23 protein-coding genes and 1 tRNA gene are annotated in these 25,916 nt (G+C 41.0%); 11 read left to right on the top strand and 13 right to left on the bottom strand.

Going from position 1 to position 25,916, the window contains the following annotated elements; translation table 11 throughout:
* Positions 1 to 370 precede the first annotated feature (370 nt).
* The 3 genes from FKV42_RS09550 (at position 371) to FKV42_RS09540 (ending at position 2,960) form a co-directional block, all read left to right on the top strand.
* Entirely contained in the window at positions 371 to 1,567 is a 1,197-nt protein-coding gene (locus FKV42_RS09550) for an ammonium transporter (protein ID WP_154809984.1), read from the top strand.
* A gap of 10 nt (positions 1,568 to 1,577) precedes the next feature.
* Complete coding sequence (locus tag FKV42_RS09545) at positions 1,578 to 1,913, top strand: P-II family nitrogen regulator (protein ID WP_154809983.1); 336 nt, start codon at positions 1,578 to 1,580, stop codon at positions 1,911 to 1,913.
* A gap of 183 nt (positions 1,914 to 2,096) precedes the next feature.
* On the top strand, positions 2,097 to 2,960 hold the full coding sequence (locus tag FKV42_RS09540) for a PHP domain-containing protein (protein WP_196214104.1): 864 nt from the start codon (positions 2,097 to 2,099) through the stop codon (positions 2,958 to 2,960).
* Positions 2,961 to 2,984: 24 nt separating this feature from the next.
* Here FKV42_RS09540 and FKV42_RS09535 read toward each other — a convergent pair whose 3' ends face one another.
* Positions 2,985 to 3,437: a hypothetical protein gene (locus FKV42_RS09535; RefSeq protein ID WP_154809981.1), complete on the bottom strand. Its 453-nt coding sequence runs from the start codon at positions 3,435 to 3,437 to the stop codon at positions 2,985 to 2,987.
* A 26-nt stretch (positions 3,438 to 3,463) separates the two neighbouring features.
* Positions 3,464 to 4,171 carry a type 1 glutamine amidotransferase gene (locus tag FKV42_RS09530; protein WP_154809980.1) on the bottom strand — a complete coding sequence of 236 codons (708 nt, stop codon included), beginning with the start codon at positions 4,169 to 4,171 and terminating at the stop codon, positions 3,464 to 3,466.
* Between the two features lie 218 nt (positions 4,172 to 4,389).
* On the opposite strand from FKV42_RS09530, the gene FKV42_RS09525 reads away from it, so the two are divergent.
* Positions 4,390 to 6,450: a methyl-accepting chemotaxis protein gene (locus FKV42_RS09525; RefSeq protein ID WP_196214103.1), complete on the top strand. Its 2,061-nt coding sequence runs from the start codon at positions 4,390 to 4,392 to the stop codon at positions 6,448 to 6,450.
* Positions 6,451 to 6,500: 50 nt separating this feature from the next.
* Here FKV42_RS09525 and FKV42_RS09520 read toward each other — a convergent pair whose 3' ends face one another.
* On the bottom strand, positions 6,501 to 6,968 hold the full coding sequence (locus tag FKV42_RS09520) for a phosphate-starvation-inducible PsiE family protein (protein ID WP_154809978.1): 468 nt from the start codon (positions 6,966 to 6,968) through the stop codon (positions 6,501 to 6,503).
* A gap of 167 nt (positions 6,969 to 7,135) precedes the next feature.
* Between FKV42_RS09520 and FKV42_RS09515 the strand changes: the two genes are divergently transcribed.
* Complete coding sequence (locus tag FKV42_RS09515; protein WP_154809977.1) at positions 7,136 to 7,513, top strand: hypothetical protein; 378 nt, start codon at positions 7,136 to 7,138, stop codon at positions 7,511 to 7,513.
* Between the two features lie 13 nt (positions 7,514 to 7,526).
* Here the strand turns inward: FKV42_RS09515 and FKV42_RS09510 are convergent, their stop codons facing one another.
* The 3 genes from FKV42_RS09510 to thrC form a co-directional block, all read right to left on the bottom strand.
* On the bottom strand, positions 7,527 to 8,501 hold the full coding sequence (locus FKV42_RS09510; RefSeq protein ID WP_154809976.1) for a DMT family transporter: 975 nt from the start codon (positions 8,499 to 8,501) through the stop codon (positions 7,527 to 7,529).
* A gap of 568 nt (positions 8,502 to 9,069) precedes the next feature.
* Positions 9,070 to 9,309, bottom strand: a complete 240-nt coding sequence (locus tag FKV42_RS09505; protein WP_154809975.1) for a DUF2769 domain-containing protein — start codon at positions 9,307 to 9,309, stop codon at positions 9,070 to 9,072.
* Between the two features lie 85 nt (positions 9,310 to 9,394).
* Positions 9,395 to 10,738: a threonine synthase gene (thrC, locus tag FKV42_RS09500; protein ID WP_154809974.1), complete on the bottom strand. Its 1,344-nt coding sequence runs from the start codon at positions 10,736 to 10,738 to the stop codon at positions 9,395 to 9,397.
* A gap of 446 nt (positions 10,739 to 11,184) precedes the next feature.
* On the opposite strand from thrC, the gene FKV42_RS09495 reads away from it, so the two are divergent.
* A complete protein-coding gene (locus FKV42_RS09495; RefSeq protein WP_154809973.1) occupies positions 11,185 to 12,000 on the top strand; it encodes a UDP-2,3-diacylglucosamine diphosphatase in 816 nt (271 codons plus the stop codon).
* Between the two features lie 318 nt (positions 12,001 to 12,318).
* Positions 12,319 to 13,239, top strand: coding sequence for a restriction endonuclease (locus FKV42_RS09490; protein WP_154809972.1), 921 nt, complete (start codon positions 12,319 to 12,321; stop codon positions 13,237 to 13,239).
* 79 nt (positions 13,240 to 13,318) lie between these two features.
* Here the strand turns inward: FKV42_RS09490 and FKV42_RS09485 are convergent.
* The 5 genes from FKV42_RS09485 to FKV42_RS09465 all read right to left on the bottom strand — a co-directional run bounded on the left by FKV42_RS09485 (position 13,319) and on the right by FKV42_RS09465 (position 17,094).
* Positions 13,319 to 13,406 (bottom strand) — tRNA-Leu (locus FKV42_RS09485).
* Positions 13,407 to 13,489: 83 nt separating this feature from the next.
* Positions 13,490 to 14,395, bottom strand: a complete 906-nt coding sequence (argF, locus tag FKV42_RS09480) for an ornithine carbamoyltransferase (RefSeq protein WP_154809971.1) — start codon at positions 14,393 to 14,395, stop codon at positions 13,490 to 13,492.
* Between the two features lie 29 nt (positions 14,396 to 14,424).
* Positions 14,425 to 15,729, bottom strand: coding sequence for a phosphoribosylamine--glycine ligase (gene purD, locus FKV42_RS09475; RefSeq protein ID WP_154809970.1), 1,305 nt, complete (start codon positions 15,727 to 15,729; stop codon positions 14,425 to 14,427).
* Positions 15,730 to 15,919: 190 nt separating this feature from the next.
* Complete coding sequence (gene pyrE, locus FKV42_RS09470) at positions 15,920 to 16,453, bottom strand: orotate phosphoribosyltransferase (RefSeq protein WP_154809969.1); 534 nt, start codon at positions 16,451 to 16,453, stop codon at positions 15,920 to 15,922.
* Between the two features lie 92 nt (positions 16,454 to 16,545).
* Positions 16,546 to 17,094, bottom strand: a complete 549-nt coding sequence (locus FKV42_RS09465; RefSeq protein WP_268865982.1) for a CDP-2,3-bis-(O-geranylgeranyl)-sn-glycerol synthase — start codon at positions 17,092 to 17,094, stop codon at positions 16,546 to 16,548.
* 137 nt (positions 17,095 to 17,231) lie between these two features.
* Here FKV42_RS09465 and FKV42_RS09460 point away from each other — a divergent pair, with 137 nt between their 5' ends.
* Entirely contained in the window at positions 17,232 to 18,290 is a 1,059-nt protein-coding gene (locus FKV42_RS09460; protein WP_154809967.1) for a cytochrome c-type biogenesis CcmF C-terminal domain-containing protein, read from the top strand.
* A gap of 4 nt (positions 18,291 to 18,294) precedes the next feature.
* Complete coding sequence (gene ccsA, locus FKV42_RS09455) at positions 18,295 to 19,356, top strand: cytochrome c biogenesis protein CcsA (RefSeq protein WP_154809966.1); 1,062 nt, start codon at positions 18,295 to 18,297, stop codon at positions 19,354 to 19,356.
* A gap of 93 nt (positions 19,357 to 19,449) precedes the next feature.
* On the opposite strand, the gene FKV42_RS09450 is transcribed toward ccsA, so the two are convergent.
* Together FKV42_RS09450 and xseA are read right to left on the bottom strand one after the other, a co-directional pair.
* Positions 19,450 to 19,755, bottom strand: coding sequence for an exodeoxyribonuclease VII small subunit (locus FKV42_RS09450; protein WP_268865977.1), 306 nt, complete (start codon positions 19,753 to 19,755; stop codon positions 19,450 to 19,452).
* Between the two features lie 5 nt (positions 19,756 to 19,760).
* A complete protein-coding gene (xseA, locus tag FKV42_RS09445) occupies positions 19,761 to 20,990 on the bottom strand; it encodes an exodeoxyribonuclease VII large subunit (protein WP_154809965.1) in 1,230 nt (409 codons plus the stop codon).
* Positions 20,991 to 21,203: 213 nt separating this feature from the next.
* On the opposite strand from xseA, the gene FKV42_RS09440 reads away from it, so the two are divergent.
* Together FKV42_RS09440 and FKV42_RS09435 are read left to right on the top strand one after the other, a co-directional pair.
* Positions 21,204 to 23,888, top strand: coding sequence for a type II/IV secretion system ATPase subunit (locus FKV42_RS09440; protein ID WP_154809964.1), 2,685 nt, complete (start codon positions 21,204 to 21,206; stop codon positions 23,886 to 23,888).
* Positions 23,848 to 25,815, top strand: coding sequence for a hypothetical protein (locus FKV42_RS09435; RefSeq protein ID WP_196214102.1), 1,968 nt, complete (start codon positions 23,848 to 23,850; stop codon positions 25,813 to 25,815). The genes FKV42_RS09440 and FKV42_RS09435 overlap by 41 nt, the downstream gene beginning before the upstream one ends.
* The last annotated feature ends 101 nt before the right edge of the window (positions 25,816 to 25,916 follow it).

The following is a 25,916-nucleotide window of genomic DNA, read 5'->3' as shown; positions in this document are numbered from 1 at the left end:
ATACATTTGTAATTTCCAACGACATACTGGAAAAATGCTATTTTTCTTTTATACTATTATCCTGGTTTTTGTGTTAACAGTAGAAGCTGCGGAAAAATATTACTATAAACTAGAGAAAAAAGGAATTAAAAATGCATAACATCCACAATTGCTTCTTTTGATTTCATATAAACTCCATGTAATGAATCATACATTTGAATGTACAATTTTTCAATGAGTAGTGAAACTGATTGAAATTGAATCGATGGGTATAAATAGATGTGTATCGGAAGTGGGAATGGTATTGCAGATATCCGAATTACATTATTTAAACATAGGTGGAACTATGGAAGAAATTATAGAATACATTCTCGAAAAACAGGTGATCTAAGTGGCAATCGACACAGGAGATACTGCCTTTATAATCATCTGTACCGCTATGGTAATGCTCATGACCCCGGGGGTCGGGCTCTTTTATGGCGGAATGGTACGTAGAAAAAATATCATTTCCATGATAGCAATGTGTTTCATCTCATTTGCTGTTGTCAGTATCCAGTGGGTTACAGTTGGATACACTCTTTCTTTTGGTTCTGACATTTCCGGATTTATAGGAGGGCTGGACCACCTCTGTCTAACAGGAGTAGGACTTGATGGTGACGGCATCCCGGACATGCTGTTCATGGTCTTCCAGCTAGTTTTTGCAGGCGTTACACTGGCAATTCTCACATCCGGTGTTGCAGAACGTGTCAAATTAAGCTCATTTATGGTACTTGGCGTACTCTGGACAACAATCGTCTACGATCCACTTGCTCACTGGGCATGGGGAGGCGGCTGGGCAGGAGAACTTGGAGCTCTTGACTTTGCAGGTGGTACTGTTGTTCACATCAGCTCCGGATTCGGTGCACTTGCACTTGCACTCGTAATCGGCAACCGTGTTGGTTTTGGAAAATACAGCATGGAAGCAGAGAACATCACAACAACCCTTCTTGGAGGAGCAATGCTCTGGTTCGGTTGGTTTGCATTTAACGCAGGAAGCGCACTTGCAGCAGATGGAATTGCAGTAAATGCACTTGTAGTCACTAACATATCTGCTGCAGCAGGAGCAATTACCTGGATGCTTGCATCATGGATCAAGGGAAAACCAAGTTCATTGGGTCTTATCAGTGGAGCAGTTGCAGGTCTTGTGGCTATCACACCAGGTTCCGGTTTCGTGGGTCCAATGGCTGCTATTGTCATCGGTGGTTTTGCCGGACTTCTCTGTTACGGTGCACTTCTTTTCCGTGTGCGCAAGGGACTTGATGAAAGTCTTGATGCATGGGCAGTCCACGGAATGGGAGGATTCTGGGGTGCGATTGCAACAGGAATATTTGCAAGCGCAGCAGTTGGTGGAACAAACGGACTTATCTACGGAAACACACACCAGTTCCTTATACAGCTCTTTGATGCTTCAGTAGCAATGATATACGCATTCGTTATGACCTATATACTTGCCATTATAATTGACAAGACAATGGGACTGCGCGTAACCGAAGAAGAAGAATATGTCGGACTTGATATCTCCCAGCATGGAGAATCTACAACCGCCTGAGGTGATATGAATGAAGTCAGTAAAAGCAGTTATTCGTCCGGAAAAGCTGGAAGATGTAAAGGCAGCACTGGAAGAGAAAGGTTACTTTGCAATGACAGTGAGAGAGGTCAAAGGTCGTGGCGCACAGAAAGGAATCTGCCTCCAGTACAGGGGTAAACAGATCAAAGTAGACATGATTCCAAAGACCGAAATCGAAATGGTTGTTGGTGACGATGATGTCAGACCAATTATTGAGATTTTAAGAAAAAGTGCCAGAACCGGTAAATTCGGTGATGGTAAGATCTTTGTCTACCCCGTAGAAATCGTAGCTGCCATCAGGAACGATGATGAAATAGTATCCGAATGATATGAGGAACTCCTCATATCCCTCTTTTTTAATTATCTTTTTTACCTTTATTTTTCGGTGTTTATCTACCAATATATAGATTTCATGGACACTATATTTTATGTAGATTAATTATATATTAGCTCATTTCAATGGAAAAGCATCGAGACGTACGAAGGTGAAATTATAGTTAATTTCGCGGATTTGCACACCCATACATGCTACTCTGATGGTGACCTTAACCCGGCAGAGTTAGTAAAACTGGCAAAGAATAAAGGAATGAAAATCCTGAGTATCACAGACCATGATACCGTTGATGGACTCTGCGAAGCCAGATGGGAATGTGGAAAGCAAAACATAACTCTTATCCCGGGAATCGAATTCACAACGGAAACGGAGTATTCAGGTATAGAAGTACACATACTTGGATACAATTTTGATCCTGAAGATAGCAGGCTTCTCAGAATGACTGACCATGCAAAACAGAATGCAAAAGATTATTGCATGAAAGTTTGTTCTGAACTGGAATCACATGACATGGAAATTGATTATTCACTTCTGGATAATGTAAAAGGGATAATCACAAAACATGACATCACGTTATCTGTGATGAATAAAGAAATGAGCAATTATGATTTTCACAATATATGGTTGTCAGAAGATTCACCCCTGAATATTACAATGGAAATATTCCCTGCCAAAAAAGTTATAAGAACAATCCATGAAACAGGTGGAAAGGCAGTGTGTGCCCACATACTCAGAACTCTTGAGCAAAGCAACAGGCAGCCATTATTTCCTTATATGACAGAATCACTTATAAGATGTGGATTGGATGGATTCGAAGTATTCTATGCAAACAGCAGTAAAGAACAGGTGCAGAAAATGTATGAGTTGTGCTCTGCTCAGAGACTGATAATGACCGGAGGATCTGATTTCCACGGGACAAACAGAACCGGACGCTGTCAGTTGGGAGAATATAATAGTTATACTTCAACCTTATTCAGGGATATTTCGGGTATCCTTTGTAAGAGCTACAATAATTATCCTGTAGAAAATGCCATTGCATAACCCTGAGACAAAAATAAATGTGTCTCACTTTGAAACCCAGTCTATAGGAATTACAATCTCGCTGCCTTTTCTGGCTTTACCATAAAGTGGTATCTCAAAATCTGCATCCTCAAGAAGAGACACCGATAAGCCACAGCTGTTGCCTCTGGGTACGCAATGGAGTACAATTGCCTTTATAGTATAATCCTGAGTTTCATTACCCCATGATGGAACACATATTACAACAGTGTCTCCCATATTAGAGGGGATTTTGTTTTCAAAAGGAACTATTTTTTTGAGATCCAGTGCAAAACCTGTTCCTTTCAGATTGTTCTCAACATCTCTTTCATCCAGATCAAGAGCTTCTGCAATACTGGCATTTGAATATCCTTTTTCATGAAGAAATGCCGTTGACCCTTTTTTCAGATAATCAAGGTCAGAGTAGCGAAGAGGACGTGTTTTACATAACTGCCTCATATGCTCGATGTTTTCCTGCATAATACAACCTACTACCAGTGTTAATGTTAAGTGTTTTCTATCATTTTCTCAAACCAGTCAAGTATTGAGTACATTAGATTTGCTGAAGCTTCCAGCAAATCATCACGACCCCTTATTTCGTCCTCAGATGATACATACTTCCCTTCTTCTGTCAGGTCAGAGCCACAATTCTCAAGCAGACTTTCCACACAACCTGCATCAACTTCCGGATGGAATTGTAAAGCCAGCACTTTGTCCTCATAAATAAAACCCTGTTCAGGACATGCTTCGCTTTCAAAAAGCCTCCTGCATCCCGCAGGAAGGCTGAATGTATCGCCATGCCATTGGAAAACAGTAAGCTCATTCGGTATATTAAAAAACTGAGAATCCCTGTCAAATTCATCGAGGCTTGTGATTTTGTGCCATCCAATCTCCCGATGTTGATTGCGACTTACCTGCCCGCCCAGTATCTCTGATAGCATCTGGGCACCAAAACATATTCCATAGACCGCTTTTCCACAGGATATAATAGACTTTACGAACTCTTTTTCCTGTTTCATCCATGGGTATTCATCTTCCTGATAGACACTCATGAGCCCTCCCATGATGATAAGTAAATCAATATCATCCGGCTCAGGATATAGTTGGTTTTCAGAAGGCATGGTAACAGTTATGGAATGCTCTTTTTCACATACCCAATCCCTGATGTTCCCCAGGGTTTCGAATTCCAGATGTACAAGACAATGTATCTTCATGATGACTCCACCCCGAATGGAACTTACGGGTTTAAACCTTTTTGCAAACAGTCGCGATGACAAAATATGAAAATATATTATAATCTGTGCAAATACTGCTATTGATACTCAAAATCACAGATATTTATAGATTTATTTATATATTAATGCTTCTTTTGTATATCTATAGAAACTTGACAGGTGTTGTAGACACAAAAATAATACACGGGAGAATAAATATGAGATATCAAGATATTCCCATCGGAAAGAAATTGATAGCGTTTGCACTGATAGCCAGTATTATACCTGTTCTGCTTGTTGGCAGTTATGCATATGAACAAGCTAAAACAAGCATAACCGATGAAATACAAGTAACCCTCGAAGAACAAGTACAGATCGAGAAAAATTATGTAGAATCCACCCTGACATTTGCACAGGAAAAAGTCAATAGTAATCTTAGAGTTGCAAGTTCATTCTTTTACTCTAAAGGGAACCCTTCCATCATAGACGGAGAGATGGTTCTGAATGATAATTATGTCGTCAATAATGATTATGAGATTGTGGATGAAATAAAAGATATGGTTGGAGGAACTGCCACAATTTTCCAGGTAGAGAATGGACAGGCAGTTAGGATATCTACCAATGTAATTAAAGATGATGGAACCAGAGCTGTTGGAACCACAGTATCCCAGCCCGTTTATGATGCTGTTGTAACACAGGGAGAAACATTCTACGGAAGAGCATGGGTTGTTAACGCATGGTACCTGACTGCCTATGAACCTATACTGGACAGTTCCGGTAATACCATAGGAATCCTCTATGTAGGAGTACTTGAAGACCCGTTCCTTGAACAGATGAAAGAACAGATGAGTTCCATAACTGTTGGAAAAACTGGTTATGTCTACATAATGGATACAGATGGCACCCTGATAATGCATCCTGAGGATGAGGGTGAAAGTATCTATGAATATGATTTTGCAAAAGAAATTATTGAAAATCAGGAAGGTTACATCAATTACAAGTTGGATGGACGCGAGAAAGTGATGGCTTACACATATTATGAGCCAAGAGAATGGATCATTGTCTCCGGCAGTTATCTTGATGAATTTACCGAAGGAACAAAAGCCATCAGGAATACAATGTTAGCAGCTGTTCTTATACTGATTATTATGGGTTCAGTTGCAGCATGGAAATTTTCCAGATCAATAACAGACCCGCTTGATAAGATGATGGATGCTGCAGGTCGTATTGCAGAAGGTGACCTGACAGTGAACATGGAAAGCGATGCAGGAGATGAGATAGGACGTCTGTCAACCGCTATTGACCGGATGGCAGGTGGTTTGAGAGAACTGGTGCAGGAAATAGACCTAAACGTCAACAAGGTCACTAACAACTCGAACCATATGCTTACCTCTTCTGTTGAAATGGAATCTGTTGCTAACCAGATAGCTCTTACTATTTCTGAAATAGCTACCGGAGCGCAGAGTCAGTCTATGAAAACAGATGAAACATCAAATGCCATGAATGACATGACCTATAACGTACAGGAAATTGCATCCAATGCACAGGTAGCTGCAGAAAATGCAACATCTGCAAGTGAACTTATACAGGAGCTTGGAAAAAGATCCGAGGAACTACTCCGACAGATGAACAATATTCAGAGTTCTGCCGGTGATTCTGCAAATGCAATTCGTGAACTGGATGTTAAATCCAGAAAGATTGGTGAAATTGTTGATCTTATAACAAATATTGCAGACCAGACTAATCTCCTTGCACTGAATGCAGCTATTGAAGCTGCAAGAGCAGGAGAGCATGGAAGAGGTTTTGCAGTTGTGGCAGATGAAGTTCGCAAGCTTGCCGAGGACTCAGGACATGCTGCACAACAGATATCTGAACTCATCCAGGAGATCCAGAAAGGAACCGAAGATGCTGTCATTTCGGTAGAAAAAGGCACAGGCAATGTTGCCAGCGGAGCTGAATCACTTCATGACACGGTTGAGGCTGTTAAACTGATAGTTGAAAGTAGCGCACAGATAGCAGGAATGGCACAGAACATCGCAGCTTCCGCAGAGGAACAATCTGCATCCATCGAGGAAGTTACTGCATCTATTGAAGAGATTTCCAGTATCTCAGAAACATCCGCCGCGGGAACGCAGGAAGTGTCGGCAGCAGTAGAGGAACAAACTGCTTCCATGACAGAACTTACTGATGCAGCACGAGAACTAACTGAATTTTCAGACGCTCTCAAAATAAAACTGGAAAAATTCAGATTCAAAAAGGAATTTGAAGGGATAGAATAATCCCTTCTCTTTATTTATTCTCATGAACAAATCTTTGTCTATTTCTGCAATTAATGCTCATCATTTTCATTAAGTTGGCATTTGAAATCTTTTTCAGAATTCACAACAAGATAATATGTTCCTGCAAGAGCGATAATGAGAATTCCCATTCCTACTAAAAATAAAGGATCAGTATTTTTCAGATCGACTATCAATATTTTCCTGACGATTGCAGTGATGCCTACCAGAATTATGACATCAACATTCATGGATGATTCAATGATAATCATCTTTACTGTTTCAAGTAACTCTATTCCTATGATTACCAGGAAAAAGAGAGCAAATATATCCAGAATCTGATCCACACCTATCAACAGATAAGGCGGGGTTAAAAAGTCAGTAACAAGTATCCAGACAATTTCCAGCATGGCGCTTAAGATGACAAGCACCATCATGACCATTATTATTTTAATTATGAATGTCTGGAATCTGTTTATGTATTTGATGAGCAAAACATGACCTCCACGCTTGGTCTGCATATAGTGTGCTACCGATAGGAATATTATAATATATTTACATATTCCGCCATAAAGCAGTTTCTGTCTTGCGGCATAATTAAGTAAATAGTATACGGGAAAAGATATATTTAGTATATCCATATAAAGAAGACTAAGCGACAACAACCCGATCCATGTGAGGAATTTAAGTGAAGATTACCAGATATCATGTTTTTATTGGCTTAATGATGCTGCTTTTCCTGATAGGAATATTTTATCCTCATGAAAACAATTACCCTGCCATAAATGATGATAACTTTACAGATAATTTCACCAACATGAGTCAGCCAGCGGATCAGGGTCCACTTATGTCCACCCCGGATAATGACTTAAGCGAGGAAAAAGGATGGTGGAAACATGTAGGGCGCAGCACTGTGAGTGGAGGAAATGTCCCCGCATCAGGTACCAGTGGCGAATCATCTGGAAATAATGATAACAAAGGCAGCGAAGAAGTCCCTGAATTCCCAAACCTGGTGATTCCATTGATTGTAGTAACAGGAATAGCCATGTTATTCAGCAGGAAGTAAAATACTTCCCTAATTACCATTTTCTTAAACGCGATGATCCCGTCAAATAGCTGAAAGCAGGGTAGACCTTTCTCATGATGGATATTTTGCCATAAGCTTTTCCCTGCAGGTTCAACTTCCTGGGTTCCAATACAAGTATTGATGCACCAAGTAGTATGAAGAAACACCCCTGGACAGTATTCAGGAATATGGGCTCGTGAAGGAATAAGAAGCCGAAGATAATGCCACTTACAGGCTCAAGTAATGCAAGTACACTGACGGTCTGTGCCCTAATCTTTGCAGCACTGTTCAGATAGAGAACAGAAGCAAATGCTGTTGTAATTAAACCAAAAAGGAAGAGGACAGGCAGATTGGGTATCAGAATATCTACTGGAACCTTGCTTCCAAATGGCAAAAGGATTAATAAGCTAATAAAAGTTGACCAGAAAAGCTGTGTAAAACCGGAATATTCATCTTTCAGGTAACTTACTGTCATTATAGTTCCACTATAAGACAGACCGGAAAGTATACCCAATATTATTCCTGTGAAAAGCTTTGTATTGGCAGAAGTGTTACTTTCCGGCAGGACTACGAGAAGTATTCCACATACAGAGATAACTAATGAGAACATTCCACGTTTTGTAATTTTTTCTTTAAGCAATAATGGAGATAGGAGTGTAACGTATACCGGAGCAGTATACAGTAAAAGGACTGCAATTGAAATTCCTGAGTATTTGATGGAACTAAAGTATGTATAGAGAGTTAAAACGTTGAATATTGCAATTAACAAGATATAACGTCTTTTTTTCTTAATAAAGAGGACATGTGACTTTTTAGATAGTATACAATATGCCAATAAAAGAATAAATCCGAAAATAAGCCTATAAAATATAACAGATACTGTTTGCATGAAATATATATGTTTTAGAAAGATTCCACTAGCTCCAAAGATAGTACATGAGATTATAAGCTCTAAATAGGAGTAATTAGTAATTTTAATGCTTTTCATAAAGTCTTTGCTGAAAGCATATTATTATATTTAAATTAATCTGAAATGATAAATAATTAGAGAATACAAAACGTCTAAAAGCATTGATATCAAGCTGAATAATAAGCAATAGATTAAACACCAGCTAAAATGATATTAAAATGTGATTAGAGGAGGAATATCAAAATAGACAATAACCGCGCCACTTCGATCAAACCGAAATGGCGCCCCTTTCGCCCATACTCCAATTCCCCACTCAGGTGCCCCCACCTGTTCCCCTTATGACCGCTCATACTCCACTTCATTCCCAATAGGATGAAATGCAGGCATTATTTCGTTTTTAAATACAGAGGGGAGGATCGTGCCCGCATTTCCATGCAATCCAATTCCGTTTTTTACGGAGTTTGTTGGGATGAAGTCCATATCGTACATCTATATGATACATTTCGTCTGGCAATTCCTGACAGGCAGTTCTTGCCACAATTCATAGTATATTTTACTGATATATAAATATATGTATATTATAATATATAATGAGCATGATAATGATGAGGTGATTTGTAGTCGTGCCTAAAAAACAAATAAGAAATTACTCCAAACAAAAATACTCGCCTTCAAGATCGAATTTATTGTGGATTATACATTCCTGACACAAACATCCTTTCTTCTCTACTCCGGGATAGGCACCTTTGGAGCAAAACATGAACTTTCCTTTCTCTGGATAAGAAGGACATTTTGGGCAATTACAACCTTTTGAATGGTGATAGGAAGTGCAGATTCCAAAATACTTGCCACGTTTTCCCGTAATGCATGAATCATCATCTGTCAATGAATCACCTACTATTGAAGAGTTGACAAACTGAAATATCAATGTTGATATTATAACCAATTAAAAAATGAAAGTAAAGAAAAGCTTATTCAAGCTTTTCCTGAAGATATTTCTTGAAAGCAGAGTACTCTGTTCCAAGATAATCCATGAACTCATCCTTAGATTCTACTTTTTTCAGGCTCTGCGGAAGTTCAGGTTCAACACCCGTCTGGGCTTTGACATGTTCTGGGAACTTGGCAGGATCTGCGGTTTCAAGGGTTACTGCAAGTGTGCTATCGCCTGACTCTGTCCTGAAGTCAAGAAGTCCTTTTATTCCGACTGCACCATGTGGCTCGATAAGGATGTTATATTTCTCGAAAATCTCCTTGATGGTTTCCTTTGTTTCAGAATCTGTTACAGAACTGGAATAGATATCATTTCTGAGCTTATCCATGTCAGGCTCTTTGCTGATGTTACCCTGCTCATCCATTACTCCGCCATAAATAGCGATGAGCCTTGCAAGGTTGCTTGGATGACCAACGTTCATTGCATTAGAGAGACAGTTCTTTGAAGGTACAATCTTTTCATACTTGCCTGTACTCAGGAAAGTTGGAACCTCATCGTTTTCATTAACTGAGGTAATTATCTTCTTTATAGGAACTCCCATGGTCCTTGCCAGGACACAGCCCATCATGTTACCGAAGTTACCGGATGGAATGGAGTAAATTATATCCTCGGGATAGTTTCTGAGTTTTGCGTAAGCGTAGATGTAGTAGATGGACTGAGGAACAAGACGACCGATGTTAATTGAGTTTGCTGATGAGAGATTCAGGTGTTTGAGATCATCGTCTGCAAATGCCTGTTTTACCATTGCCTGACAGTCATCGAATTTACCGTCAACTGAAATGGCGGTGATGTTCTTGCCAAGTGTGGTCATCTGTTTGCGCTGGCGGTCGGATACCTCGTCTGTTGGGAAGAGTACAATGACCTTTATGTTGTCAAGACCATAGAATGCATCGGCAACTGCGCTGCCTGTGTCACCTGATGTTGCAGTGAGAATTGTCAGGCTTCTGTTCTCTTTGTTGAGATAATACTGCATGAGTCTTGCCATCATGCGGGCTGCAAAGTCCTTGAAGGATGCAGTTGGTCCCCTGTCAAGTCTCATGATGTAGGTCTGCTCGTCCACCTGTTCAAGAGGTACATCGTAATTGTAAGCGTCATAGGTGATTGCTTTGAGCGACTCATCGTCGACCTCGCCTTCAAGTACCTTGCTCAGTACCCTGTATGCAATCTCAGGATACGGAGCATCTTTGAAGGAGTCAATCTCTTCCTTTGAAAAGGTAGGCATGCTCCTTGGCATGTAAAGCCCACGGTCCGGTGCAAGTCCGGTTATGAGAGCTTCCTGAAAGCTTACTTCCGGTGCGTTAAGATTTGTGCTGTAGAGTTTCATTGTAATCAGGAATTCAAGTTGATGTTGATTAGTAGAACTATAAACAATGTAATGCCTTTAAAGGATAAATAACTATGAATACCTTGCCATTAGCCTGCCGGTTATGAACTGCAGATTTCTTAACGATCTGGTTTATGGGATGTTAATGAAAACATTGTTCTGAAACATTGTTTCGTATTTTTATTCTGGAATATAGTTCTGAATTATAGTTTCTTATTTTTGTTTTGTAACATTATTTTGAAATATAGATTAGTAACATTGTTTTGTAGCTTAGTTTCGGAACAATGTTCTTATTTATTAATTCATCATGTAAAAATAGTATATCAGCAATATATTATAATGATGCATTTTTCAGCAAGAGTTTTTTGAGAATCCGGAGAGTTGGGATAATCTTGCGGCAAAATATGGTGAAAAATATTGTGAAATATAGAAGAGGTAGGTAGTCAATGTCAATAGTAGCCGTTTCGGATGTACACCTGGGAATGAATGGGGCAAAGGAGAAAGAGTTTGTTAAATTTATTAAGGATTTAAGGGACAGGGATGTGGAGCACCTTGTTCTCCTTGGAGATATAATCGACATATGGAGAAGGGATTTTACAAAAGCTGTGATGGAATGTTCCGAATCCCTGACCATGCTGAACGACATACTGGATGAAACTGAAGTTCATTATATTGTTGGTAACCACGATTTCTATCTTCTTCGCATGAGTCAGGTTCTTGAGGAGAACTTCCCGTTCAAAGTGAAGAAGCATGAGGTTATTAAAAGCAAGAATCAGGAGTTTTTCTTCTTCCACGGATACCAGCTAGAGGTGCTGTGCAACCCGTATTACAAATCCATGACAACTTACGAGGCTTTCAGTGAGCACATGTGTCTTGCAGGTGATGATGCAGGCAATGCCGCTGAGATGGTGTGGGAAGAAATCCAGTCCAAACGCTCGTTCTGGGATACGCTGAAGAGGTTCCCCAGTGAACCGAAATCCGCTCTCAGGTCAATGATGGAACCACCGGAGAAAAGAATTGGTAAATACAACAGACACAATGTCGTTGAGCCAATAATGAAACTTGCTGCTGCAAAGACAAGACATTTCCTGTTAAATGTTCGTCCTGACCAGTACCTTGTATACGGTCACACCCACCTGGCCTATGTTGATAATAAGAACAAAGTAGCAAATACCGGAAGCTGGGGATTCGGAGATAAAAAAGACCTTGAATACATCGAAATTATCGATGATGAAGTTAAGTTGAAGGAATTTAAGCCATAGGCTTAATCCCTTATTTTAGAATTGCAACTTCGGTATCTATTTTCATTTATTCCGTAGTTACTCGGAACTCATGTTCTTCAGCATGATTACTGTGTTTTCTTCTTTGCGTGGACTCCCGTTTATTCCGACTACTTTCATGGTGGGTCCTATTTTTGTGAGTTGGTGGTGTAGGTCAAATCGAGAAAAAAGTATGTAATGTGAATTATTGGTAACAAGTGAAACGGGATTAAAAGGAAGGAGATGTTGCAAACAAATATTTTAGGTATATACAAGAATAATTTAGTAAATTAATTATATCATATTTTCAATTTATCATACATGTCGATTCCAGATTATCAAACAATAATGCTTCCATTGTTAAGAGTTTTAGAAGATAAAAAGACCTACAAAATAAGTGAATTGATTGAGATATTGTCTGATGAATTCAATCTCACTGATGAAGAAAAGCAGATGAAATTTGAAAGTGGAAATGACAATATATTTAGAAACCGAGTGAGATGGGCAAGAACCTATCTAAAAAAAGCCTGCTTGGTTGATGATCCTGAAAGAGGATATTTAGTAATTACAAACCGAGGACTAGAAGCTCTAAGATCAAATATCAATCGAATTGACGTAGATTTCCTCAAAAGATATTCGGAATTTATGGATTTTAAATATCCTAATAAGGAAACAGAAGAAACTGTTATTGAAATTCCATCATCTGAAGAAGAAATAGTTGATGAAAAAACACCTGATGAATTATTGGAAGAAGGTTTTTCTCGCATCAGAAAAAACCTTGCACAAGACTTGTTATCTCGTTTAATAGATAATTCACCACATTTTTTTGAAAATGCCATTTTGATATTGTTGGAATCAATGGGTTATGGTGAAGGAAAAGTAACCGGAAAATCTGGAGATAATGGAATAGACGGAATTATTCACCAAGATAAACTTGGATTGGAAACCATCATTTTTCAAGCAAAAAGATATTCTGATGGTAATACGGTTAGCTCCTCTACTATAAGAGATTTCATTGGTGCTTTAGATTTGAAAGGAGTTACAAAAGGAGTTTTCATAACTACCTCTAAATTCACACCGAATGCCAGAGAAACTGCAATAAAATCAACTAAAACCATCAGATTAATAGAAGGAACAGAACTAGTTCAATTGATGATAGACAACGATATTGGAGTAAACACTTACAAAACATATAATCTCAAAAAAATAGATTTAGACTTTTTCATAGAGTTTGATGAATGAATAAATTTTATGAAAAATAATATCTCAAACGTAATGATTCATATAGTCTAAATTAATATAAATCAAAAACAGAGAATCTTGGTGCGGGAGATGCGATTCGAACGCATGAACTCCTACGAGACTAGGCTCTGAACCTAGCGCCTTTGGCCAGGCTGGGCAACTCCCGCAATGTGAACGTTGGTTAGTAGCGCTTTTTCTAGTTAAACTTTGTGTTTGGTGAGTTAAAAAGGGTTTGGTGAAAACGATGGCATTATGCCATCAGTTTCAGCAGGAGAGCTTTCTGTGCGTGCAGGCGGTTCTCTGCCTGGTCGAAGACAACTGAATGCGGGCCGTCCATAACCTCTGCGCTGATCTCTTCACCACGGTGTGCAGGGAGACAGTGCATAACAATGACATCAGGTTTAGCCTGCTCCACCAGTTCAGTATTGATCTGGTATGGTGCAAGGTCCTTCAAACGCTGTTCACGTTCATCCTCGTCGCCCATAGAAACCCATACATCTGCATAAAGGATATCTGCATCCTTTACAGCTTCATTCGGGTCATTGGTGATAGTAATGTTTCCGCCAAGTTCTCTGGCAAGCTCAACAATGTCCTCATCAGGCTCATATCCCGGAGGACATGCAACTGCCATCTCCATTTCCATCAGAGCACAGCCAATAATAGCTGAATTACACACATTGTTTCCGTCGCCAACCCAGGCATACTTCAGGCCGGCAAGCCCGCTTTTATACTCACGGATAGTGAGAAGATCGGCAAGAATCTGGCATGGGTGTTCCTTATCCGAAAGCGCATTGATAACCGGAATAGAAGAATGCTCTGCCAGCTGCTTCACTGTTTCATGGCTATAGACCCTTGCAATAATACCATAGAGGTATCTGGAAAGAACCTCAGAAGTGTCCCCTACAGTCTCACCTCTGCCAAGCTGCATATCCCTGGCGTTAAGATAGAGACCATGCCCCCCAAGGTCACACATAGCAACCTCAAAAGAAACACGGGTACGTGTAGATGACTTTTCAAAGATCATGCCGAGACTCTTATTCTTTAGCAGGTCTGTGACCTTACCCCTCAGGCGTTTCTCCTTAAGGTCCTCCGCCATATCGAGTATCTCATTAATCTCATCATGAGTCAGGTCTGCCATTGAAATCAGGTGCATCATACTTAAACCCTCATATATAACTAATAAAACTACTTCCCACGTATTTCATTCATATGATCAATACGCCTCTGGATAAGGAATTCCTTACCGATATCACTTCTGTAATGAAGGTCACCGGAAAGATTCTCCAGAGCATTCTGGGCAATTTCTTCTGCCTTCTCAATTGAATCAGCAACGCCCACAACAGCAACAGCTCTTGAGCCTGTGGTGTAAACCTTTCCATCCTTCTCATAAACACTTGAATAGAAAAGAATTGCATCGCCAATGTCACCAACAGTGACTTCCCTGTCCTTTGTAGGATCATCAGGGTAACCTGCAGGAACTGCATACTTACACACTGTTGCCTTGCTGCTGAACTTCACATCAACTTTATCTAGTGTACCGCTTGCCATTGCAGCCAGCACATCAACATAATCGGACTCAAGCAGAGGCAATACGTTCATTGCTTCCGGGTCACCGAAACGTGCATTGAACTCAATGACCTTTGGACCGTCCTTTGTGATCATGAACTGACCGTAGAGTGTTCCCTTGTACTCCTGTCCGGTCTCCTTGTAGAGTGCCTTGATGGTGTCCTTCATAATCTGCTTTGAACTTTCAACATCCTCAGCGGTCAGGAACGGAAGAATCTCACCTGCTGCGTTGTATGAACCCATACCACCGGTGTTTGGTCCGAGGTCGTTCTCAAATGCCCTCTTATGATCCTGAACTGTTGGCATGAAAGCAAGGTTCTTACCGTCAACAAAAGCCTGAAGCGTGAACTCCTCACCAACGAGGTTCTCCTCGACAACAACGCTTCCCATGTCAAGAAGACTTGCAGCATACTCTTTTGCAGCTTCAACATCAGGTAACTGGTCACCCATTACCTTGACACCTTTTCCGCCTGTAAGACCTGAAGGTTTGATAGCAACATTTCCAAGTTCATCAATGAAAGCATCCATTGCAGCTTTATCTGTGAAAACATCGAAAACAGGGCAGCCTGCAATATTATTGTTCCTCATAAAATTGCGTGCCCATGCCTTATCGAACTCAAGCTGTGCAACCTTCTTCTTAGGACTTGCAACGCTGATACCTTCTGCTTCAAGGGCATCTGCAATGCCTACTGAAAGAGGAGCTTCCGGACCAATCACAACAAGCTCGATGTTCTTAGAAACAGCATACTCGACAACTTTCTCAACGTTTGTCTCCTTCTCAAGGAGATAATCTTCACAAAGAGCAGCAATGCCCGGGTTCTTCTTTGACATCACCGCATAGATGGACGGGTCTTGTCTGCTACGTTCAATTGCTGCCACGATAGCATGCTCTCTTCCGCCGCCACCAACTACTAGTATATTCATTTATGAAACCTCATTATCAGAATTTATCAGAAAAATCTTATCAAATATAGTATATTGGATTTCGATTGATTCGAGATATTTTTGTTTGTAATTGTAATATAAAGTAGAAATTAGAATACCAAAGAGTTCTAATTCCTGAAATAAATAACTTGTCTTTTATTCGGATGTTCAAATGAGAAAAAATAGAATATCAGATAAGATCACTTGCCCTTACAAGAGGAACAAGTTTCACACCAATATCACTCAGGCTCTTTTCCGCCCCGGACTCACGGTCAACAACAGTGATGACCCTGTCAACAACAGCACCTGCTTCACGAATTGCCACAATAGCATCCATCACTGAACCACCGCTGGTGGTCACATCCTCAAGAAGCAGTATCTTTGAACCTTCCTGGAAATCACCTACAAAGCGTCCACCGGTACCGTACTCTTTCTCGGATTTACGAATCAGGATAAGAGGAAGCTCAGTCTCCATTGAAACTGCAGTTGCAAGTGGAACACCACCAAGCACAACACCGCCGACAGCATCGATGTCCAGACATTTTATGACCTTTCCTGCTTCCTTTGCTATAACCTTTAAGGTCTTAGGATCTGTACTTGCTTTTTTGATATCTATATAATAACTACTCTTCTTTCCTGAAGCAAGTGTGAAGTCTCCAAATTTGACTGCCCCGCATGCCTTTAATGCATCAATTAATGTACGTTTGCCATTCCCTTCAGACATAAGATCACCGATTATTGTTAATAATTACTAATAATTGCTAATAATTAATTGCTAAATAGATTATTTGTTTGATAATTGTTAAACTCTGTTAATTACCAGGGTTCGTTCTTTACCCCGATGTGGTAACCAATAACATTGGTCACAAAATGCAGCAGAGGGGTTATGATGAGCAAAGTAAGGATAATACCGGAAGTAAAATTGTCCAAAAACCATGCAGGTGATGTTATCAACGTCAACAACCATGCACCCATAACAAAATCGAGCTGGTCAACACCCGGTAAGGCAGCACCTCTCTTGTATCCCATCCTGCGTTTGAAATAACTCATGGACATATCACCAAGAAGCGAACCGAATGCAAGAGTGAATATCACAAGCAGAGCACCCATACCTTCACCGAAGGAGGGCAGGTCAACACCAAATATGCTGCTGCTTTTGCTAAGATAATACATCTGCAACAAGCCCAGTAACATTCCGCATATAGTACCTGCAATAAGACCGCGCCAGGTCTTTCCATCTCCAAGCATGCGACGCCCGTCAGACATCGTTCTGCCGCCATCTATTGGACGACCACCGCCAAAAACAGCAGCCATGGAGTTTGGAAGGTAAGCAGGAAGCATCAGCCAGACAGCAGTGATGATTATCTCTATCAAATAACAAACCTCTTTGAAAACTCATTTTTGCAATTTACGTTTGCAATTCCTTTGTTTAATATACCAGAGTACAACGGATAAAATAGCTCTAACTATAAATACATTGTACACATAAAATTTCCCGCGAGATGAAAAACAAAATACCGAACCTGACAACAAGCAATACAATGCTTGCGACTGTTGTCACTTTTCTTATACTGGCAACTATCATCACAATGGGAATGCTAACTCCACTTATAGCAAAACTTGCAAACGGCGTGGACCTGAGTCTTGACCCTGCATATTATAACACCAGATCCGCAATCCCTGTTGCTGCATTGGTATTGCTTTTAAGCACATGCATGCTCATCGGATATGCGGATAAAAAATACATCATTCCCGTAGTAGCAGGTTCAGCATTGATTTCGGGAATTTTTGCAGTGATCTCCCCTTTTGGAAACACTCCAATCGATATTTCCCTGCCGATACTGATAGTAGCTCTTCTGGCAACATTCTACCGCATATACAGAATGACATCAAGTAAACAGAATGCTGCAACGAAAGATAAGATCAGGAAAATAAGTGCACACATCATTCACGCGGGAATACTGATGATCCTGCTTGGAATAGTACTCAGTTCCAATATGAAAATGGAAAGTTCCGCAGTCCTTAGTTCAGGTTCCAGTGAAATTGTAAGTTTCAATGGCCAGCATTACCAGCTTAAAATGAGCAGTATGAACTCATACTACAGCGGAGAAGCTTTCAGGAACTATCCTGCATCATCATACACCACAGAAGTAATTTTTGACATCTACAAAGATGGCAGCTATTTTAAGAGCGGAAAAGTGAACTACATCACCGATTTCAAGTGGGGACAGACATACACAACCACCTACATAAACCGCGGACTCACCGAGGAACTTTTCATAGCTCCAAGAGCCATTGACGAATCTGCCGGTGAGATCGACCTTTACATGAGAACTGTCCCGGTCATCAACTGCCTCTGGGGAGGCATCTACCTCATGGTAATAGGTATCATTGCCCTTCTTCTAACTGACCGCGGAAACAAAGAGAAAGCAATTGATCCCACCAATGACACATCAGCAAAAACCAGTTCAATTACCTCAGACACTGAAGACAAATACGACCGCATGCTTCAGCAGGAAATTGAGAAGCGTAAAGCAAAGAGGATGAAAGGAAAGAGGTGATGATTTGAATTTTGGAATGATACTTATATGGATATCCTTCATCTGCGGACTTGGAGCCACATTTGCTTCCGTTACATATTATACAAATTCTGACCAGAGATCAGGAATACTTACAAAGAAACTGGAAATTGTCTGTACGCTTGCAGTCACGCTCTCGTCCATGATTCTCATTATACACCTGCTGGGTGTGAACGCATCCTACGAATACGTTTATAATCATTCCAGCACCGACCTCTCATGGTTCTACCGCATATCTGCATTCTGGGCAGGACAGGAAGGTTCCCTACTGCTCTGGGTATGGGCAATCCTTGTGATGCTTATGTTCGTGCGTTACACAGGTCATACAAAAGAAATGACAGAATCAAAGTTGATGGACATTACCACAATGTTAACCATGGCAATTGTATCCGTATTCCTGATACTGCTTGTAATAGACAACCCGTTTTCAGCTTTCAGGGTTCTGCCCTCAGGCTCCATAGAACCAACTAACTGGAACCCGTTTGCCACACTCTATGATGTGCCCTATGGTCAGGGAATGAACCCTCTCCTGAGAAACCCATGGATGGCAGTCCACCCGCCAATGTTATTCCTTGGGTATGCAGCGTTCACCATTCCTTTTGCTGCTGCTGTTGCTAATCTCATCACAAAGGACAGCCGTTGGACACAAATATCAAGGGACTGGATGAGAATCGCATGGCTGTTCCTCACGCTTGGAATAGGCCTTGGAGGATTCTGGGCATATGAAGTGCTTGGATGGGGAGCATGGTACTGGACATGGGACCCTGTGGAAACATCTTCACTGATACCATGGATAACTGCAACAGCATATCTTCACGCACAATCGCGTTCAAGATATGGGGAATATGATTTCCTGGGTCCACTGCTTGCAATTGCATCTTTCATACTTGTGATATTCGCAACCTTTGTTACAAGAAGTGGTATCTGGGCTTCTGTGCACTCATGGCAGGATTTCACAACAGAAGGAATGATCATTGCTATTTTCCTTGTAATTCTTACAGGAAGCAGCATATTCCTTCTTGGTAAGAGATACCTGGAAGATAACTAAATTAAAAATTGAAAACTAAATAATAATCCGGACAATTGCTACCACAGCATTTGTCATTCTACTTTTTTATTGCATGCATTAAAGCGCCTTTAATTATTCTTCAATAAAGGTTTCAGTTTTCAGATTGCCATTCTCTTCGATCAGGATTTCGATTTTCCTTTCAGCCTTTGAAAGTTTCTGGTTGCAGATCCTGGCAAGTTTCATGCCACGCTCGAACAGTCCCAGACTCTCATCCAAGGTCAGTTGTCCTCTTTCAAGCTTCTCAACCAGAGATTCAAGTTCTTCAAGAGACTCTTCAAAACTTATAGCTTCAGAATCATCCGATGCACTCATAAGATCACTCATCTGACGCTTACCAACATCTGTGCTTTCATCAGAACCTTTTCTTGCTCTTGCCATAAACTTCAGCTCCTACTCCTCTTTTCAGCTTTATTTATAATATCTAATCTTGTACCCATTACTTTGCACTCAAGAGTACCATCTATTAACCTTATATCAACAGAATCATCGGTTTTTACATTATCAACACTTCTGATTACAGCATGATCCTCACTTTTAAGGGCAATACTGTAACCTCGCTCAAGAGTGTTTAAAGGACTTACTGCATTAAGCCTGCCTGCAAGTCCGCTAAGTGACGCCTGTCTGGATTCCATTGTTCTTCCAAAAGCCATTTCCATTCGGGAACTCAGCTCATCAACCCTCTGCATATCACGCCGCACGATCTCTGCGAATCTTTCCGGCTCGATACGGGAATAAAGATATTCAATATGATGCCGCCGGTCTGCAATGATATGTATTGCAGCCTGCTGCATACGCGATAACATTGATTCAAGATGCTTTATCAGGCCGGTTTTTTCAGGAACAGCAATTTCGGCTGCTGCAGATGGCGTTGGAGCCCTCACGTCCGCCACAAAATCTGAAATCGTATAATCGGTTTCATGACCCACAGCCGATATAACAGGAATCTTTGAATCAAATATGGCCCTTGCAACAACCTCTTCATTAAATGACCACAGGTCTTCCAGAGAACCGCCACCTCTTCCCAGAATTATCACATCTACATCTGTCCGGTTTAGATATTCAAGGGCTTTTACAATGCTCTCTGCAGAGTTCTCACCCTGGACTATTGCAGGACTGAGAAGGACATCCACAGGAAACCTGCGCCTGAGTACGTGTAGAATGTCATGAATTGCGGCTCCTGTAGGTGACGTAATAACACCTATCCTAGTTGGATAAAGAGGAATCTTCTTCTTGTGAACAACATCGAACAGACCTTCCTCCTGTAACCTGTTCCTGAGCTGTTCATATGCTTTGTAAAGCTCACCGATACCATCAGGACGCATGTCAAGAACCCTGAGCTGATACTGGCCACGAACTGTGTACACATCAACAGTTCCAAACACCAGAACCTTCATTGAAGATTCCGGTTCAAATTTCAGGGTTCTGTTGGTCATCCTGAAACTCACGCAGCTTATCTGCGCGTTCCCATCCTTCAGCGTGAAATAATAATGACCGGAGCTATGTTTGGTCAGGTTCGATATTTCACCACGCACCCACACCTGTGATAGTTGCGGGTCGTTTGTAAGAACCTTTTTTATGTGCTCGTTTAGCTGTGATACGGTGTATATACCCATGCAGATCTCCGGCCTTTAATAATAGAATGCAACTTGAGTATAAAACCCAGTGGGAAGTAATGTGAAAGTATTGTATTAACGCTTGTTGCTGATATTTACCCCCTACCCACCAGATAGCATCCTCATGTAAAAAATAAGTTTGTAAATAAGTAAATACTTAGAATTTAATTTAGAAAACTTTTAATATGTTCGTTTTTCATTTGAAAAAACTTCATGGATGGTAAAAACGTGTTATTCAAAAATAGAAAAACGACCAGCATAGCTGATAGTGACATAAATGATAATTCAGAAGTGATAACAGACATCATCGATCATTCGCAAATGCAAATGATCCTGCCTGAAGAAGAGATGATACTTGCAGGCATTGTTCCCGCAAACGACTTTGGGAGAGTTAAAACCAAAAGCGTGGTTGACAAAATAGCTTCCAGGTTCAGCATTCTGACTGGTAAAAAAGCAGAACAGAATGAACTCTGCCCTTACAGACTGAAAGTTTCCAGAAATAGCAGGAACATTACAATAGATTGCAGTGAATGTGAACACGAATCCAGCCTGGAAAGTGAGCATTGCAGGAAAAACATCTTTGAGATACTAAGAAAAGAGCCTGCTGTTGACAGACTTACACTTGCAAACCTCTACGAAAGGGATTATGAAGGAAGGTCACTGGCTTCAATTTATCTCATGGCAGGCTTGCAGGACAAACTTATTCCTTACAAAAGTTCCAGATTCACAACTGATAACTGTAACAACTCAACCTTTTGCAAAAAAGAATACACAAGGATTATGGATTCAATTGTATCAACTTCCGGAATTGATCCATTGAAGGCTTGTAATACAATTGAAAAACTGGTAAAGTATAATGAAACAAAAGATAGCTTCGATAATATACGCAATGAATGTTCACTCTGCAGGCAGAGATTTCTCAGCACTTTGCTGGAAATGAAAGCAATATCCGAACGAATTGCCTGTAATGTCAGAACAGGAACTGGAAATTCCACTATCTGTTATACAGAGGCGGACAGCACTTCTGGGAAAAACTATGCCATAGATTACGAAAGCCAGCTTCGTTCCTACGTCAGGCCTCCCTTTTCAACATCCAGGATATACACAGAACCACCGGACAATACACTGTTCCTTGAATGCTACGACATCGGCTATCAGGATGAGAGACGCCTTCCGGTTAATATATACCAGTTGACGGACCGCCCGGAGAAGATGTACATCATCAATCCTGTAGAGTATTCCCTTGAGGAAAAGGAACTGAAGCTAATAGAAAGAATTAGGAAGAAAATGATAGCTCATCGGCCTGCAGACCTGCAGTTTGCAGACCCGGGAAGTTCAAGAGAATATTTCCACAGACTCAGCAAACATTTCCTCCAGGAAGAAAAAGAAGCGGAAGATATTATCTCCAATCCTGCAAAGGTGAAACTCTGCTGTGACCTGCTCACAAAATATACGACCGGGCTTGGCATTCTTGAAGATCTGCTTTCAGATGAAAGAATCACTGACGTCTATGTGAACGCACCTGCGGATCAGAACCCCGTTCATGTAGTGCTTGACGGCGAAGAATGCATTTCAAATATCTATCTATCCCAGGAAGATATGGAATCCATGGTATCGAGAATGCGTTCGATAAGTGGAAGACCTTTTGGCGAAGCGACTCCGGTTCTAGAAATGTTTCTCAGAGAGTATGGAGTGAGAGTTTCGGTAATCGGTGACCCTTTCAGTGCAAAAGGTATAGCCTATGCTTTCAGGAAGCATGCAAAAGATCCATGGACCCTGCCAAAACTCATCAATAAAGGTTCTATCTCACCACTTACGGCAGGCCTTATGAGCTTCATTATGGATGGACAGGCATCTGTCCTGGTTGCCGGCGGAGTCGGAGCCGGGAAAACCTCACTTATGTGTGCATTGTTACTGGAAATGCCACAGAAGTACCGCATGATAACAATAGAGGACACACCTGAGATTCCCATTGAAGAACTTCAGGAAATGGGATGGAAAGTACAGGGCCTTAATTCTCAGTCCGCTATTATGAAATATGGAGTTGAAATTGAACCATCCATTGCACTACGAGCTTCCCTGAGACTTGGAAGTTCCTCACTCATAATGGGAGAGGTCAGGGGGCCTGAAGTAGCAGTGCTGTATGAAGCTATGCAGGTCGGTGCGGCTGGAAACTCAGTTATCGGTACAATCCACGGATCTTCTACAGATGCAGTGTATGAGAGGATAGTTAACACCCTGGAAGTCCCTCCTGCCTCATTCAAAGCTACTGATGCTGTGATAGTCTGTGCAAATACGCGACTTTCAGGTAGCATGACAATGAAACGTCGCGTTATGCAGATTGCAGAGGTCAACGATAAATGGGATGAAAATTCAGGAAAGGTTTTTTCCGATATACTCAGTTACGATGCTTCAACAGACAGACTACTACCATCAGACCTCATGGACAGAGGACAGTCTGTGCTCATCGGGAAAATAGCAGACAAATGGGGTATATCCATGGATGAAGCCTCTTTGAATATCCGCATGAGAGCCAGGATCAAAGGAAAGATTGCAGAATTTGGACTGGAGCAGCCTCAACTGCTTGAGGCGAAGAATGTGGCAAGGGCTAACAATATGTTCTGGATGCTCATGGACAAAGAAGTTACTGAACCAGATGGGATCAATTATCAGAGAGTCTATGACAGATGGTTTGAATGGTTCTGTTCCTTTGCAGGAAGAGAAAATGAGAACGAAGAGAACTCAGACAAAACAAATGTAGATGATAATGGATGTGAAGATAATGAACCTCTGGATAAATTAACTGAACTCGCTTTTGATGAGCTCATCCCTGACGAGCCATGTGACATGATCACAAATGAAGATTACCTCACAGAAGGTGGTCAGACTGTACAGTGAAAACTGGTATTATTATGGATGTAAATTCACATCTGAAAACTTCAACTGGCTGTTAAAAGACCTTGAGACATTCAGGCTAAAAGCTGACAATGCAATCAGCGAAGAATACCGTAATGCAATGGTCTACACTGGCATGGGACTTGAACCTTATGAGACTGTGCTTTTTTCCTATGTTGCAGCCGCCTGTGCGCTTGTAAGTATATTGATATTTGATTATTTTCTGTTCAGGATAACAAGCTTTGAAAACTCGACCCTGCATGCAGTTATCGTGTTAAGCCTGTTATTCCCGCTGGCTGTGCTGCTTTACACAAGTGAATATATCAAACTACATGCGAAATGGATGAAGGTAAGCTCACTTGGAGATATGCCGGAGATAGTGAGCTATCTGGTAATGTCTATGAAACTTGTGCCGAATATGGAGGTAGCCATCCGTTTTGCTGCAGGGAATTCTGGCAGGCCACTTGCAAAAGACCTGAAGAAGATGATATGGAACCTGCATGTAAGGGAATATCGTGGAATTGATGACGCGATACTTGAATTTTCAAATATATGGGGCAAAGACAGCGAGTATTTCAAAAGAGCACTTCACCTTATTAAAAGCTCAACCAGCGAACCTGACGAAGCACAGAGAGTGATCACATTGAACAGGTCCCTTGACCTGGTACTCGAAAGTACAAAAAATCTCATGGACAGCTTCGCGTCTAAACTGAAAACACCCACTTATGTTCTTTACTCAGTATTCATCCTGATACCTCTGGCACTTGTGGCACTCATGCCTGCTATCACAGTTGTAGGTATCAGGTTTGGAATAGGCACACTTGTAATAGTGTATGACGTTATCCTGCCGCTCTTCACATTTGCCTACGCAGAATACATACTCATGAAGCGTCCGGCGGCATTCATTCCACAGGATATTCCTGACAGCCATCCTGAACTTAAAGGTATAAGGAAAAGAAAACAGGAATCTTTGATACTGTCCATTGTCATAGGTCTTGTAATCTCCTCTCTTGGATACATATTAGTTCTCAAAGGAAATCCGTGGAATATAGTTTCCACCAATACACTTGAAGGAATAATCCCTCCTACTCTCTTTGTCATATGGGGTATAGTCTTTGCCGTGGCAATCTACCTGAACATCAGTTATGCCCCTTACAAGAAAATAAGGGACAAAATTCATAAGATGGAAAGTGAGTTCTCAGATGCTCTTTTCATTCTCGGCAGAAGAATATCCGAAGGAAGGTCCGCAGAAGAAGCTTTCATACACACAGCAACCACCATGAACGGATCAGACATTGCACCTGCGTTTGAAAGGATATCGCTTAACCTCATGAATATGAGAACGGATGTTTACTCCGCAATTTTTGATGAGGATTTCGGGGCTTTCAAAGACATTTATTCTGAAAGGATTAAGACTACAATGAAACTGCTTGTGGAAAGTACTCACAAGAGCCATGCGATAGCAGGAGTTGCAATCGTGAAACTTGCAGACCACCTGAAAGAGCTTCAGGATGTAGAGCTTAATATCAAACAGTCATTGTATGATATGACATCCACCATGCGTTCTACTGCGGCAGTATTCGCGCCACTTATAGCTGGTGTTACCATTGCACTCTCGGAAGTCATAGCAAAGATCCTTGAGAATATATCCGACAGTATCAGGAGACTGCCTGAGAATTCGCTTCCGGGGCCAGCACAGATATCGCCTGAGAATTTAAACCAGTCAATCCCCTCTGACCTTTTCATGTTTGCTATTGGTATATACATCATACTGATAACCGTGATACTGATACGATTCTCAGGAACCATTGAGTACGGAGGTGACAGGGCACAATTGAGATACGAGATAGGACAGATACTTCCTGTGACGATTATTGTCTTTACAGTATCGACCATTTTCTCAAGGGTCATTTTCAGGGGAATGATATGAGTACGCAGAATTAGTAAAAATAAGAATTAAGATGAGATAGATAAATATCATATCTTAACTCATATCTCAACTGCCGTAAGATTAAAGCTATTTTAAGACTG

It is taken from the genome of Methanolobus vulcani (assembly GCF_006546655.1).
In the GTDB taxonomy this organism is placed as follows: Archaea; Halobacteriota; Methanosarcinia; order Methanosarcinales; family Methanosarcinaceae; genus Methanolobus; species Methanolobus vulcani_A.
The sequence above is the reverse complement of the archived record's forward strand: the minus strand, read 5'-3'. Positions and strand labels throughout refer to the sequence as shown.

Excerpts from the sequence above, each read along its gene's own strand:
- purD (WP_154809970.1), bottom strand. The coding sequence starts at position 15,729 with ATGAATATACTAGTAGTTGGTGGCGGCGGAAGAGAGCATGCTATCGTG.
- FKV42_RS09520 (WP_154809978.1), bottom strand. The coding sequence starts at position 6,968 with ATGCAGACCAAGCGTGGAGGTCATGTTTTGCTCATCAAATACATAAAC.
- FKV42_RS09530 (WP_154809980.1), bottom strand. The coding sequence starts at position 4,171 with ATGAAGATACATTGTCTTGTACATCTGGAATTCGAAACCCTGGGGAAC.
- FKV42_RS09460 (WP_154809967.1), top strand. The coding sequence starts at position 17,232 with ATGAAAAACAAAATACCGAACCTGACAACAAGCAATACAATGCTTGCG.
- thrC (WP_154809974.1), bottom strand. The coding sequence starts at position 10,738 with ATGAAACTCTACAGCACAAATCTTAACGCACCGGAAGTAAGCTTTCAG.
- FKV42_RS09510 (WP_154809976.1), bottom strand. The coding sequence starts at position 8,501 with ATGAAAAGCATTAAAATTACTAATTACTCCTATTTAGAGCTTATAATC.
- FKV42_RS09535 (WP_154809981.1), bottom strand. The coding sequence starts at position 3,437 with ATGCAGGAAAACATCGAGCATATGAGGCAGTTATGTAAAACACGTCCT.
- FKV42_RS09525 (WP_196214103.1), top strand. The coding sequence starts at position 4,390 with ATGAGATATCAAGATATTCCCATCGGAAAGAAATTGATAGCGTTTGCA.
- pyrE (WP_154809969.1), bottom strand. The coding sequence starts at position 16,453 with ATGTCTGAAGGGAATGGCAAACGTACATTAATTGATGCATTAAAGGCA.
- FKV42_RS09435 (WP_196214102.1), top strand. The coding sequence starts at position 23,848 with ATGAAGATTACCTCACAGAAGGTGGTCAGACTGTACAGTGAAAACTGG.
- FKV42_RS09495 (WP_154809973.1), top strand. The coding sequence starts at position 11,185 with ATGTCAATAGTAGCCGTTTCGGATGTACACCTGGGAATGAATGGGGCA.
- FKV42_RS09490 (WP_154809972.1), top strand. The coding sequence starts at position 12,319 with ATGTCGATTCCAGATTATCAAACAATAATGCTTCCATTGTTAAGAGTT.
- xseA (WP_154809965.1), bottom strand. The coding sequence starts at position 20,990 with ATGGGTATATACACCGTATCACAGCTAAACGAGCACATAAAAAAGGTT.
- argF (WP_154809971.1), bottom strand. The coding sequence starts at position 14,395 with ATGATGCACCTGATTTCAATGGCAGACCTGACTCATGATGAGATTAAT.
- FKV42_RS09545 (WP_154809983.1), top strand. The coding sequence starts at position 1,578 with ATGAAGTCAGTAAAAGCAGTTATTCGTCCGGAAAAGCTGGAAGATGTA.
- FKV42_RS09450 (WP_268865977.1), bottom strand. The coding sequence starts at position 19,755 with ATGGCAAGAGCAAGAAAAGGTTCTGATGAAAGCACAGATGTTGGTAAG.
- FKV42_RS09440 (WP_154809964.1), top strand. The coding sequence starts at position 21,204 with ATGGATGGTAAAAACGTGTTATTCAAAAATAGAAAAACGACCAGCATA.